General features: G+C 36.2%; 6 protein-coding genes. 4 read left to right on the top strand and 2 right to left on the bottom strand.

Annotated features, from left to right (window positions below):
* Positions 1-13: 13 nt before the first annotated feature.
* Positions 14-781, bottom strand: coding sequence for a carboxypeptidase-like regulatory domain-containing protein (locus tag CELLY_RS03055; protein WP_013620189.1), 768 nt, complete (start codon positions 779-781; stop codon positions 14-16).
* 3 nt (positions 782-784) lie between these two features.
* Positions 785-1,522 carry a hypothetical protein gene (locus CELLY_RS03060; protein ID WP_013620190.1) on the bottom strand — a complete coding sequence of 246 codons (738 nt, stop codon included), beginning with the start codon at positions 1,520-1,522 and terminating at the stop codon, positions 785-787.
* Positions 1,523-1,669: 147 nt separating this feature from the next.
* Between CELLY_RS03060 and pepE the strand changes: the two genes are divergently transcribed.
* The 4 genes from pepE (at position 1,670) to CELLY_RS03080 (ending at position 15,373) form a co-directional block, all read left to right on the top strand.
* Positions 1,670-2,362, top strand: a complete 693-nt coding sequence (gene pepE / locus CELLY_RS03065; protein WP_013620191.1) for a dipeptidase PepE — start codon at positions 1,670-1,672, stop codon at positions 2,360-2,362.
* A 129-nt stretch (positions 2,363-2,491) separates the two neighbouring features.
* Positions 2,492-5,374, top strand: a complete 2,883-nt coding sequence (locus CELLY_RS16615; RefSeq protein ID WP_013620192.1) for a beta strand repeat-containing protein — start codon at positions 2,492-2,494, stop codon at positions 5,372-5,374.
* Between the two features lies 1 nt (position 5,375).
* The gene (locus CELLY_RS03075) at positions 5,376-6,533 is read left to right on the top strand and encodes a T9SS type B sorting domain-containing protein (protein WP_013620193.1); all 1,158 of its coding nucleotides are present in this window, start codon (positions 5,376-5,378) and stop codon (positions 6,531-6,533) included.
* A 368-nt stretch (positions 6,534-6,901) separates the two neighbouring features.
* Positions 6,902-15,373 carry a beta strand repeat-containing protein gene (locus tag CELLY_RS03080; protein WP_013620194.1) on the top strand — a complete coding sequence of 2,824 codons (8,472 nt, stop codon included), beginning with the start codon at positions 6,902-6,904 and terminating at the stop codon, positions 15,371-15,373.
* The last annotated feature ends 179 nt before the right edge of the window (positions 15,374-15,552 follow it).

A 15,552-nucleotide genomic window follows, 5' to 3' on the forward strand; every position in this document is an offset into this window, starting at 1 on the left:
TATATAGGGTAAGTTATTTATTATCTTGTTTAGCTATTTTAAGCTCTTTATCTTCTTTTAAAAAAGCAATGCTTTTACGTGTTAAAAAGTCCCAAATAATAAAACTATTTTTTTCTTTTGCAATAGAGTTAAACTCACTGTCATACTCACAATACAGCATAAACTCTTCTATACGGTTTTTAGGAATGTTAAGGTCTTTTACAAAAACAGAATCTGCGTAAGAGTTTCGCATTTGCTGACTTTCTAAGTATTTCCTATCTCTTGCCACACGCTTTTTTAGCATTTTAGTGCGCCCGCTAATTGCATTTAGCAACTTATTTACGTTAACACTTAATCCTCCAAACATTGGTCCGTGATCTGCATCATGTAGTAAACGCTCGCTCTGTGGTAACACTACAGCATCTGCATTTGGCAAACCTAAACTTTTGGCAGTTACAAAGGTTCTGTTATCTAAAACAACCTCATTTAACTCTTCTAAAGTTTCCTCTAAATAAACAATGTTATTTTTTTTTGCCAATATAGCTTTAGTAACTATAAGTTGTTTCTTTTTAAACTGTACTGCAGAAAATAATAACGTATCTTTTTCCTTAGCTGGCATTACAAAATAACCATTAGCATTAGTTATAGCTGCTTGCCCGCTAGTGGTATTTATAACATAAACACCATTAACCTCTTGAGTGTTACTTACAACTGCACCTTTAACAGACTTGTAATAGACTTGTTGTGCATTTGCGTAAAAACATACACTTAAAAAGCTTAAAAAAAGTATATATCTCCTCAAACTTTATAGCTTTTTATATTCTTTGCTATGGGTAACTAAAAAATCTATAAGCTGAAATTCATTTGACTTTTTAAGCAATGTTTGTGATGGTATTTTGTCATCACAATACTGTAAAAAATTATCTATTTTATCTTGTGGTATTCCTAAATCTTTAACAAAAAAATCATCTTCATAAACCTGTCTTAATACTCTACTAAGCTTAATTTCTGGCACCTTAGCATTAGGATCTTTTTTCTTTTTAGACTTGGTTAATGCTTTAAAAATATTTACAAAATTTATACCATTTTCCATACCACGTTCTATTTGAGACTGTGCTATGTTAGTAACAGTTGTTGTACGGTCTATTTCGTATTCTACTTCTTTAAATTCTTCGTTTTTAAGCTCTACAAACTTTTCTTGATCTTCAGGACTAACCACAACCTCATCTAATTCTGTAACTTTTTCATTTACATCTACTACTAATCTGTTTTTCTTTAAAATATCTTCAGTAATAAAAACAATTTTTATTTGGTAATTAAAAGATGTAAACACCAATTGGTCTCCTATTTTCACATTAATTTCAAAGTCCCCATCTTTATCTGTTAATGTTGCATCTTCTGCAGTTACATTAATAACGTCTAAGTTAGGTACATTTATATCTCTATAAATTACGGTTCCGCGTAAAAGTGTTCTATCATTTTCTTGGGCAAATAAAGACACTGTAGTAAGTAATAAAAAAAGTGCTAGTAAATTGTTTTTCATAAAGGTTAGTTTTAAGCCCCAGAAAATAGTTTTCTAAGTTTCTTTTAAATATAATGAAATGCAATTTACATTCAAAAAAAATAGAGTACCATTAAACTTTTGTTAATTTGTACCCAGAAAACTAAAAAACTGAAAAGAGTATACTGTATGAAAAATCTATTATTAGCAAGCACATCTACCTTATTTGGAGAGAATTACTTGGAGTACCTGTTAGATGATGTTGCTTTATTTTTTAAAGATGTAGATACCATAACATTTATACCTTTTGCACGGCCTGGTGGTATTAGCCATGACAATTACACTGCTATTGCTGCAAAAGCATTTGCAAAAATTGATAAAAAAATAGTAGGCTTACATACGTACCCAACTGCACAAGAAGGTATAAACCAGTCCCAAGCTTTTTTCTGTGGTGGCGGCAATACTTTTTTACTTGTACAGCAATTGTATGCACAAAATGCTATGCAACACTTACAAGAGCATATTACCAACGGAAAACCTTATATGGGCACAAGTGCTGGCAGTAACATTGCAGGCGTTAGTATGCATACTACTAATGATATGCCCATTGTTTACCCTCCTTGTTTTGCAACAATGCAACTGGTACCTTTTAACATAAATGCACATTATTTAGATCCGGACCCTAATAGTAAACACAACGGTGAAACTAGAGAAACACGCTTAAAAGAGTTTCACGTATTTAATACCACACCAGTAGTTGGACTAAGAGAAGGTAGTTTTTTATTAGTTAACAACAACACTATTAGCCTAAAAGGTAAACATACCGCTCGTATTTTTGAACCACAAAAAGCTCCTTACGAGAGTAAAACAATTCAATTTTAAACATTAAGTATTACATAGATGTCATTTATAGGACAAAAATTGTCTTTTAACCACTGTTTTAGGTGGTAACACATCTTTACTATATTTTTGTTTGTAATGCATAATTGCATATTATAACACCCCTACTATATGAAAAAATTAATTTTTGGATTATTTTTAAGTACCTGCCTATTTACTAGCATACAAGCACAAGTAAAAATTGGCGAAAATCCTGAAAACCTTCATTTTAACTCGGTTTTAGAACTAGAGAGTACAAGTAAAGCTTTAGTTATTACAAGGATGTCTACCCTACAAATGAATGCTATAACACCACTAAACGGTGCTGTTATTTACAATACAGACACTAGGTGTTTGCACTATTATAATGATACCCAATGGATAAACTTATGTGAAGCAGAAAATGCTGGCAATATTAATTTGGTAGATAATGGTGATAATACCTACACCTTTACAAATGCTGCTGGTAACGATATTACGTTTGAAACCCCTGCTTTTACAAGCAACCATACAGGTTCTGGTGGTGTAGGTTTTTCTAGTGGCATAAAAATAACAGACGATGGCAATACGGTTAATATAGAAGTAGACCAAATACACGGTAACTCTATATTAAACAAAACAATTGGCAGAACTAAAATTGCAGATGATGCTATTGGTGTAGATGAGTTAGGAGACACAAGTGTAAATACAAATAATCTTATAGACGAGTCGGTTACACCCGTAAAAATACAACCTAGTGCAACACCAAACCAAGTTTTAAAAACAAATGCTACAGGTACCAATGTAGAATGGGGCACTTTAGACGCTACTAGCATTGCAGGGCAAGATTTAACTGTTGATGCTTCTTTAGAATTTACGGGTAGTACAACTGGTGTTGGGGCACTTTTAGAAACTGTTGGCATTTCTGTTGCTGATGGAGGAATTACGAATGCTAAATTAGCTGCAGATGCAGTTTCTACAAACAAAATAGCAGATGAAACAATACTTTCTGAAGACATATTAGATGGTACAATAGCAACACAAGATATTGCAGATAATGCTATTACCGCTGTAAAAATAAATACAGATGTTGCCGGTTCTGGATTAACAAAAAATGCAACTACTGGTGCTTTAGATGTAGATGTTGCTGCATTAACTGGAGATGGTAACATTACGTCTACCGATTTAAATGTTACAGGTGGTGCAAATGCAGCTTTAAATAACGTTACTTTAGAGATTAACCCAAGTGCTGTTGGTGCAAACGAACTTGCTGATGGTGCAGTAACAACTACCAAAATAGCAGATACAAATGTTACTACTGTTAAGATTGAAGATGATGCTATTGAAAATACTAAACTAGCGGATGATGCTGTACAAACAGAAAATATTTTAGATGGCACAATAGCAACACTAGATATTGCTGATGATGCAGTAACTGCTATAAAAATAAATGCAGATGTTGCCGGTTCTGGATTAACTAAAAATATAACTACTGGTGCTTTAGATGTAGATGTAACTGCCTTAACGGGTGATGGTAACATTACTTCTACAGACTTAAATGTTACAGGTGGTACAAATGCAGCTTTAAATGACGTTACTTTAGAAATTAACCCAAGTGCTGTTGGTGCTAATGAAATTGCTGATGGCGCAGTAACAACTACCAAAATAGCAGATGCAAATGTTACTAGAGACAAAATTGCAAACGCAGCAATTGATGATAATAAATTAGACAAAACAACTATTTCTTTATCTGGCTTTGCTGTTCCAACGGGCGACTTATCTATAGGCTCACAAAAACTAACCAACGTTTCAGATCCTACTGACCCACAAGATGCAGCAACAAGGTCTTATGTAGATGCTGCAGTTACAGCAGGAACCACTGCTTTAGCTTTAAAAGAAGACACTGCTAACAAATCTAACGACGGTTCTTTAACTGATAATTCCGCTACAGATTTCCCAACTGAACAAGCAGTAAAAACATATGTAGATAATCAAATTTCTACTATAAATACAATTACTGATGGAAATATTTTAGTTGGTGACGCTACAAATACAGCTGCACAAGTTGCTATTTCTGGTGATGCAACTCTTGCTAATACTGGTGCTTTAACTATTGAAAACAATGCAATTACTTCTGCTAAAATATTAGATGATGAAATTGTAAATACAGATATAAACTCTGCTGCCGCTATTGACGGCTCTAAAATTAGTCCTGTTTTTACTTCTAATGTTTCCACTACTGGTACATTAACAACTACAGGAACTGCTACAATTGGCGCCAATACAATTACAAATATAGATGGTACAGACGGACAAGTACTAACAACAGATGGTGCTGGAGCCGCAACTTGGAAAAACCCAACCACAGGAATTCCAATAGGTACAGCTGGCTCAATTTTCTTTTCTGATGGCGCAGGTAATTTAGCAGAAAATAATACTGAATTATTTTGGGATAACACAAACAATAGATTAGGAATTGGAAGAACAAACCCGCAGGATATGTTAGATGTAGAAGGTCAAATCAGAACTAGAACTGGATTTGCTGCAACTGGAGGTACAGTTGGTCAACCATCTTATGGCTTCTATACCAATGGAGATACAAATACTGGAATGTTTAGAATTGCTGAAGACCAAATTGGCTTTTCAACTGCTGGTATTCAAGCTATAACAATAGACGCAACTCAAAACGTTGGTATTGGAATTACATCCCCAAATTCTACATTACATACAGGTGGTTCTTTGGCTACTGCTATAGATGATGCATCTGGAATTATTGCTTTAGGTGAAACTCAACATACAATAATAATTACAGGCAATTCAACTATCACACTACCCGCAGCTAATACTTGCCAAGGTAGAATTTATATTATTAAGAATCCCGATACACTAGCTATTCCAGCATCACCCGATTATTCAGTAACTTTTACTCCAGGTTCTTCTTATTTAGATTCTATGGGTAACAACAACCCAATATCACTTCCTGCTGGCATAACAAAATTACAAAGTGACGGTACTAACTGGCAACAAATAAACTAGTATGAAAAACTTACTTTACATATTTTTATGTTGTAGTTCTGTTGCCGTAGCACAAAATGCTATGTACAACAATGGTAGCATACGTATACATGATACTGGTACACTTGGTTTGCACACCAACCTAATTAACAACGCTCCTTTTCAGGATAATTTAGGTACATTTGGTTTTTATGGTCAAGTAACAACTAGTGTTACTGGCGCGTTTATTCCTGTTTTTTATGATGTAGAAATGTACAAGCCTTTTAGTGCTGCTATTTTAGAGACTTCTATTACTGCTACTAATGCTTTAAATTTAGTAGATGGCGACTTTGTTACCTACCGTAACAACCCATTAGAAAACTTAAAACTTACTCAAAATGCATTTACGGTTGGCGAGTCCAACCTATCTAAAGTAGATGGGTATATGCTAGTAGAACAAAAACAAAATTTCTTTTTTACCGTAGGTGATTCTGGTTACATTAGACCTTTAACATTACAGTCTCAAAGCGAAAATGTCACCGCCAAATGTGCTTACTTTTTTGAAGATCCAAATTTGCCATCAACCTTTACAACTAGTTTTAACACCAATAATAAAGAAAAAGAAGTTAGAGCTGTGAGCACTACAGAGTTTTGGGATATAGATAGTAGCCTACCATCTACCGTTAGTATCTCTTGGAACAACCGTAGCAATATTGCAAACCTAGTAGATGAGTATTATCAAGTAGGTATTGCCGGTTGGCACAGAACTCAAAAAAGATGGGTTAATTTAGGTAGTGTAGATCCTATTGGAGACCTTAACCAAGGTGCAGTTACATCTGAAACCTTTGTACCTAATGATTATGAAGTTATTACATTGGCTAAAATGGCTGTTGCAACAGAATTATTAGATTTAGATAATTACTACGTAAGTCCTAATGGAGATGGTATAAATGACAATCTTGTAATACCAGAGCTAGAAGAATCTCCAAACAATCGTCTTCGTATTTACGACAGAAACGGACTTAAGGTATTTGAAAAAGACAATTACAACGGCGAGTTTAATGGTTACAGCAATACAAACAATACTATTTACCAAAGAAATGCAGGCTTACCTAGTGGCATATATTTTTACTTGGTCTTTTTAGATGATCTTCAACTAGAATACCAAGGCTTTTTATACCTCACAGACACAGGCAATTAAAAATTTAAGTTAACAAATCATTACTATTTATTACATAAAACAGATCCTTAAGGGTCTGTTTTTTTGTTTTACAATTTTCGCTAACCTATCAATATCAACTGGTTACAGAGAAATACAGCCACAATTCAAAATAAAATAGTAAGAAAATAAGTCTATTAAAATACGTAAAAACCACACTTTTTATTGTATTTTTATAATAAAACCAAACTTAACTCTACAAAAGATAAGGTCTTAAAACAGTTACAGGTGTACCCAACCATATATCTATAAGTAGCTGTCACGCATACAATAAAGGTTGTTTTACAACAAACTTTACCTTTCAAGTATTTAATTTTTTAATTTACAACTGTTAACTATTACATATACTTATGAAAATCAACAAATTATTATTAATCAGTTTTTTTGCTTTAGCTCAATACTCTTTTGGGCAAGTAAAAATAGGTAATGATATAAATACTATTCACTCCTCCTCCATACTAGAGTTAGAAAGTACAGACAAAGTATTAATATTAACTAGGGTTACTAATGCTCAAATGGCAGCTATTACACCTTTAACTGGGGCTATGGTTTACAACACAGATGAAAATTGTATGTTTCAATACAACGGAATTCTATGGCAATCCTTATGTGACACTAGTTCTTTTAATGAAACAAATACTGTTATTTTTGATAATAACGATGGTACGTTTTCCTACACAAATGAAAATAACGTTACGGTAACCATTACAAAATCTCAATTAACAGATAACGGAGACGGAACTTTTAGCTACGCTAATGGCAATGGTACTCCAGTAAATTTTACAGGAACTGATAGCCAGGCTATTAGCACAGATGGAACATCTGGGAATCTAACTTTAGAAAATGGTGGCTCTGTAGTTTTAAATGTTGATGACGCGGATGCGGATGCCTCTAACGAAATAAACACAGGATTTACTTTAAACGGTACTGCTTTAGAAATTACAGATGCAGACGGAACATTGTCGCAAGATTTAGACGGAACTTTTGTTACGGAAACCGAATTAACAGCTAACAATACGGCAACTACAAACGCTATTAATGTAGTACAAGCAGATGTTGATGCCAACGAAACAGCAGCCACTAACGCTATTACAGCTTTACAAAATGATAAAGAAGATGCTGCTAATAAATCTACCAACGTAGCTTTAGGAACTTCTGATGATGCTTTTCCTACTCAAAATGCTGTTAAAACTTATGTAGATGCACAAATTACAGCTTCTAATTCTGCTGATGGCGATACGGATGCTACTAACGAAATAAACACAGGATTTACTTTAAACGGTACTGCTTTAGAAATTACAGATGCAGACGGAACATTGTCGCAAGATTTAGACGGAACCTTTGTTACGGAAACCGAATTAACAGCTAACAATACGGCAACTACAAACGCTATTAATGCAGTACAAGCAGATGTTGATGCCAACGAAACTGCTGCAACTAACGCAATTGCTGCGGTACAAACTGATGTTGACGCAAACGAAACAGCAGCCACTAACGCTATTACAGCTTTACAAAATGATAAAGAAGATGCTGCTAATAAATCTACCAACGTAGCTTTAGGAACTTCTGATGATGCTTTCCCTACTCAAAATGCTGTTAAAACTTATGTAGATGCACAAATTACAGCTTCTAATTCTGCTGATGGCGATACGGATGCTACTAACGAAGTAAACACAGGATTTACTTTAAACGGTACTGCTTTAGAAATTACAGATGCAGACGGAACATTGTCGCAAGATTTAGACGGAACTTTTGTTACGGAAACCGAATTAACAGCTAACAATACGGCAACTACAAACGCTATTAATGCAGTACAAACTGATGTAGACACTAACGAAGCTGATGCAGACGCTGCTATAGCTCTAAAAGAAGATGCTGCTAATAAGTCGGACGATGTAAATTTAGCTGATGCTACAAATACAAAATTCCCTACTGAACTGGCTGTTAAAACCTATGTAGATGCACAAATTACAGCTTCTAATTCTGCTGATGGCGATACGGATGCTACTAACGAAGTGAACACAGGATTTACTTTAAACGGTACTGCTTTAGAAATTACAGATGCAGACGGAACATTGTCGCAAGATTTAGACGGAACTTTTGTTACGGAAACTGAATTAACAGCTAACAATACAGCAACTACAAACGCTATTGCTGCTGTGCAAACTGATGTTGACGCTAACGAAGCTGATGCAGACGCTGCTATAGCTTTAAAAGAAGATGCAGCTAACAAGTCTACCAACGTAGCTTTAGGAACTTCTGATGATGCTTTCCCTACTCAAAATGCTGTTAAAACTTATGTAGATACCCAAGTTGCGGCTTCTACTCAAGTTATTGTTAGTGCAGACGCTAATAATGATGTTACAACTGGGGCTGATGGTGGTGCTTTTTATGACGATGCTACTTTGCAAACTAATATTGCTAATAACGCTACTGCTATAACTACAGAAACCACAAGAGCTACAAATGCAGAAAATGCTATTCAGGCTGATGTTAATGCCAACGAAACTGCGGCAACTAACGCAATTGCTGCTGTGCAAACTGATGTTGACACTAACGAAGCTGATGCAGACGCTGCTATAGCTCTAAAAGAAGATGCAGCCAACAAGTCTACCAACGTAGCTTTAGGAACTTCTGATGATGCTTTCCCTACTCAAAATGCAGTTAAAACATACGTAGATACCCAAGTTGCGGCTTCTACTCAAGTTATTGTTAGTGCAGACGCTAATAATGATGTTACAGCTGGAGCTGATGGTGGTGCTTTTTATGACGATGCTACTTTGCAAACTAATATTGCTAATAACGCTACTGCTATAACTACAGAAACCACAAGAGCTACAAATGCAGAAAATGCTATTCAGGCTGATGTTGATGCCAACGAAACTGCTGCAACTAATGCAATTGCTGCGGTACAAGCAGATGTTGACGCTAATGAAACTGCAGCTAATGACGCTATCGACCTTAAAGAAGATGCTGCTAATAAATCTGATGCAACTGATTTAGGCAACACATCTCCTTCTTCTACTTTATTCCCTACTCAAAATGCAGTTAAAACATATGTAGATGCACAAGCGAATGGCAATATAACCTCAACAGATATTGATGTTACAGGCGGCACTAATGCTGCATTTGAAAATGTGAGCCTTAGTATTGCAGATAATGCTATAATAGCAAGTAAAATTGCTGATGATAATGTTACTTTAGATAAGTTAGCTAACGGAACTAGTAATGGCCAAATAATGAGATGGAACGGAACTAATTGGATATTAGATAATGAAACGGTATCCAAATTAGAGAGTCCAGCCGGCTCTGAAAACAGCTTAGTTTTTACAGATGAAATTAATGGAGTAACAACAATACCTAATATTGTAAGAAGTGTAAATGGTGTAAATCCTGCTGCAAATGGAAATGTAGCTGTTGTACTATCTAGTGTTTCAACTGGACTTGAATCTGCCAGACCAGTAACTGGAGTAGACTCTGACATTTACATTGTATCTGGTGAAGTAGCCCCAAATACAGACAGAAATGGTGTTGCTTTTATATATGATGATCCAACCGGATGGCAAGAGGTAACCACAGATTTATCTACTAATGATGCTAGGTATGTAAATATTATTGGTGATGCTATGACAGGTCCTTTAACAATGGGCGGTAATGCCGTAACCTCAATAGCAAATCCTGTAAACCCACAAGATGCTACCTCTAAAAGTTATGTAGATGCTCAAATAATTGCTTCTACTCAAGTTATTGTAAGTACAGATGCCAACAATGATATTACTACTGGAGCTGATGGTGGTGCTTTTTATGACGATGCTACTTTACAAACTAATATTGCTAATAACGCTACCGCAATAAATACAGAAACTACAAGAGCTACTAATGCAGAAAATGCTATTCAGGCTGATGTTGATGCTAATGAAATTGCTGCAACTAATGCTATAGACCTTAAAGAAGATGCAGCTAACAAGTCTACCAACGTAGCTTTAGGAACTTCTGATGATGCTTTCCCTACTCAAAATGCTGTTAAAACTTATGTAGATACCCAAGTTGCGGCTTCTACTCAAGTTATAGTAAGTACAGATGCTAACAATAATATTACAGCTGGAGCTGATGGTGGTGCTTTTTATGACGATGCTACTTTGCAAACTAATATTGCTAATAACGCTACTGCTATAACTACAGAAACCACAAGAGCTACAAATGCAGAAAATGCTATTCAGGCTGATGTTGATGCTAATGAAACTGCGGCAACTAATGCAATTGCTGCTGTGCAAACTGATGTTGACGCTAACGAAGCTGATGCGGACGCTGCTATAGCTTTAAAAGAAGATGCTGCTAATAAATCTACCAACGTAGCTTTAGGAACTTCTGATGATGCTTTCCCTACTCAAAATGCTGTTAAAACTTATGTAGATGCACAAGTTGCAGCTTCTACTCAAGTTATTGTTAGTGCAGACGCTAATAATGATGTTACAGCTGGAGCTGATGGTGGTGCTTTTTATGACGATGCTACTTTGCAAACTAATATTGCTAATAACGCTACTGCTATAACTACAGAAACCACAAGAGCTACAAATGCAGAAAATGCTATTCAGGCTGATGTTGATGCTAATGAAACTGCGGCAACTAATGCAATTGCTGCTGTGCAAACTGATGTTGACGCTAACGAAGCTGATGCGGACGCTGCTATAGCTTTAAAAGAAGATGCTGCTAATAAATCTACCAACGTAGCTTTAGGAACTTCTGATGATGCTTTCCCTACTCAAAATGCTGTTAAAACTTATGTAGATGCACAAGTTGCAGCTTCTACTCAAGTTATTGTTAGTGCAGACGCTAATAATGATGTTACAGCTGGAGCTGATGGTGGTGCTTTTTATGACGATGCTACTTTGCAAACTAATATTGCTAATAACGCTACTGCTATAACTACAGAAACCACAAGAGCTACAAATGCAGAAAATGCTATTCAGGCTGATGTTGATGCCAACGAAACTGCGGCAACTAACGCAATTGCAGCGGTACAAGCAGATGTTGACGCTAATGAAACTGCAGCTAATGACGCTATCGACCTTAAAGAAGATGCTGCTAACAAGTCTACCAACGTAGCTTTAGGAACTTCTGATGATGCTTTTCCTACTCAAAATGCTGTTAAAACTTATGTAGATGCACAAATTACAGCTTCTAATTCTGCTGATGGCGATACGGATGCTACTAACGAAATAAACACAGGATTTACTTTAAACGGTACTGCTTTAGAAATTACAGATGCAGACGGAACATTGTCACAAGATTTAGACGGAACTTTTGTTACGGAAACCGAATTAACAGCTAACAATACGGCTACTACAAACGCTATTAATGCAGTACAAGCAGATGTTGATACCAACGAAACTGCTGCAACTAACGCAATTGCTGCGGTACAAACTGATGTTGACGCTAATGAAACTGCAGCTAATGACGCTATCGACCTTAAAGAAGATGCTGCTAACAAGTCTACCAACGTAGCTTTAGGAACTTCTGATGATGCTTTTCCTACTCAAAATGCTGTTAAAACTTATGTAGATGCACAAATTACAGCTTCTAATTCTGCTGATGGCGATACGGATGCTACTAACGAAATAAACACAGGATTTACTTTAAACGGTACTGCTTTAGAAATTACAGATGCAGACGGAACATTATCGCAAGATTTAGACGGAACTTTTGTTACGGAAACTGAATTAACAGCTAACAATACAGCAACTACAAACGCTATTGCTGCTGTGCAAACTGATGTTGACGCTAACGAAGCTGATGCAGACGCTGCTATAGCTCTAAAAGAAGATGCTGCCAACAAGTCTACCAACGTAGCTTTAGGAACTTCTGATGATGCTTTCCCTACTCAAAATGCTGTTAAAACTTATGTAGATGCACAAATTACAGCTTCTAATTCTGCTGATGGCGATACGGATGCTACTAACGAAGTAAACACAGGATTTACTTTAAACGGCACAGCTTTAGAAATTACAGATGCAGACGGAACATTGTCTCAAGATTTAGACGGAACCTTTGTTACGGAAACCGAATTAACAGCTAACAATACAGCAACTACAAACGCTATTGCTGCTGTGCAAACTGATGTTGACGCTAACGAAGCTGATGCAGACGCTGCTATAGCTCTAAAAGAAGATGCTGCCAACAAGTCTACCAACGTAGCTTTAGGAACTTCTGATGATGCTTTCCCTACTCAAAATGCTGTTAAAACTTATGTAGATGCACAAATTACAGCTTCTAATTCTGCTGATGGCGATACGGATGCTACTAACGAAGTAAACACAGGATTTACTTTAAACGGCACAGCTTTAGAAATTACAGATGCAGACGGGACATTGTCTCAAGATTTAGACGGAACTTTTGTTACGGAAACTGAATTAACAGCTAACAATACAGCAACTACAAACGCTATTGCTGCTGTGCAAACTGATGTTGACGCTAACGAAGCTGATGCAGACGCTGCTATAGCTCTAAAAGAAGATGCTGCCAACAAGTCTACCAACGTAGCTTTAGGAACTTCTGATGATGCTTTTCCTACTCAAAATGCTGTTAAAACTTATGTAGATGCACAAATTACAGCTTCTAATTCTGCTGATGGCGATACGGATGCTACTAACGAAGTAAACACAGGATTTACTTTAAACGGCACAGCTTTAGAAATTACAGATGCAGACGGAACATTGTCTCAAGATTTAGACGGAACCTTTGTTACGGAAACCGAATTAACAGCTAACAATACAGCAACTACAAACGCTATTGCTGCTGTGCAAACTGATGTTGACGCTAACGAAGCTGATGCAGACGCTGCTATAGCTCTAAAAGAAGATGCTGCCAACAAGTCTACCAACGTAGCTTTAGGAACTTCTGATGATGCTTTCCCTACTCAAAATGCTGTTAAAACTTATGTAGATGCACAAATTACAGCTTCTAATTCTGCTGATGGCGATACGGATGCTACTAACGAAGTAAACACAGGATTTACTTTAAACGGCACAGCTTTAGAAATTACAGATGCAGACGGAACATTGTCTCAAGATTTAGACGGAACCTTTGTTACGGAAACCGAATTAACAGCTAACAATACAGCAACTACAAACGCTATTGCTGCTGTGCAAACTGATGTTGACGCTAACGAAGCTGATGCAGACGCTGCTATAGCTCTAAAAGAAGATGCTGCTAACAAGTCTACCAACGTAGCTTTAGGAACTTCTGATGATGCTTTTCCTACTCAAAATGCTGTTAAAACTTATGTAGATGCACAAATTACTGCTTCTAATTCTGCTGATGGTGATACGGATGCTACTAACGAAATAAACACAGGATTTACTTTAAACGGCACAGCTTTAGAAATTACAGATGCAGACGGAACATTGTCTCAAGATTTAGACGGAACCTTTGTTACGGAAACCGAATTAACAGCTAACAATACAGCAACTACAAACGCTATTGCTGCTGTGCAAACTGATGTTGACGCTAACGAAGCTGATGCAGACGCTGCTATAGCTCTAAAAGAAGATGCTGCTAACAAGTCTACCAACGTAGCTTTAGGAACTTCTGATGATGCTTTTCCTACTCAAAATGCTGTTAAAACTTATGTAGATGCACAAATTACTGCTTCTAATTCTGCTGATGGTGATACGGATGCTACTAACGAAATAAACACAGGATTTACTTTAAACGGTACTGCTTTAGAAATTACAGATGCAGACGGAACATTATCGCAAGATTTAGACGGAACCTTTGTTACGGAAACTGAATTAACAGCTAACAATACAGCAACTACAAACGCTATTGCTGCTGTGCAAACTGATGTAGACACTAACGAAGCTGATGCAGACGCTGCTATAGCTCTAAAAGAAGATGCTGCTAATAAGTCGGACGATGTAAATTTAGCTGATGCTACAAATACAAAATTCCCTACTGAACTGGCTGTTAAAACTTATGTAGATGCACAAATTACAGCTTCTAATTCTGCTGATGGCGATACGGATGCTACTAACGAAATAAACACAGGATTTACTTTAAACGGTACTGCTTTAGAAATTACAGATGCAGACGGAACATTGTCGCAAGATTTAGACGGAACCTTTGTTACGGAAACTGAATTAACAGCTAACAATACAGCAACAACAAACGCTATTGCTGCGGTACAAACTGATGTAGACACTAACGAAGCTGATGCAGACGCTGCTATAGCTTTAAAAGAAGATTTAACAAACAAATCTGATGCTACAGACTTAGGAGATACAACACCATCTTCCTCTTTATATCCTACTCAAAATGCAGTAAAGACTTATGTAGATACTCAAATTAGTGGAATAATAGGCGGAAGTGTTACAAATCTAAGTCAGGATGATACCTCTGGTGTTATTAGCTATGTAAACGAATCTGCAATAACACAAACAGCTGAAGTTATTTCTACAGATACTAATAATGATATTACTCCTGGAACTGATGGTGGTGCTTTTTACAATAGTATGGTAAAAGCTATAGGAAAAGTAAATGCACTTGGTGTAGTACTAAAAGGTACAACTGGCGTTACTGTTGTTAAACAAGTTGGAGTTGGACATTACCGAGTAAACTTACCTGCTGGAACGGTTTCTGATGCTAACTACATTATTCAATTGAGTCAGCCAGGAAGAGCTGGTGTAGGTAATGATGACCCTGGAATTTCTTATAGCAATCAAACAGCTACAGGTTTTGATGTTATTATGGGTGATAACGATAATGGAGGTTCAGATAGAGCAAGGTTTGACTCTGAATTTATGTTTGTAATTCTAGACTTATAAAAATAACTAAAAGGTAAAATATAAAGACAATCAAAATAAAGTTTAACCCCTAAAATTTAAATCTATAATCAAAAAACCGAGTTACTTTTAGTTCCCCAAGTAATTCATCAAATTAAACAAACTACTACTACTTCTATTTACTAGTTACAAATCAACAACCAATAGCAGACTAGTATATT

Source organism: Cellulophaga lytica DSM 7489 (genome assembly GCF_000190595.1).
Classification (GTDB): Bacteria; Bacteroidota; Bacteroidia; order Flavobacteriales; family Flavobacteriaceae; genus Cellulophaga; species Cellulophaga lytica.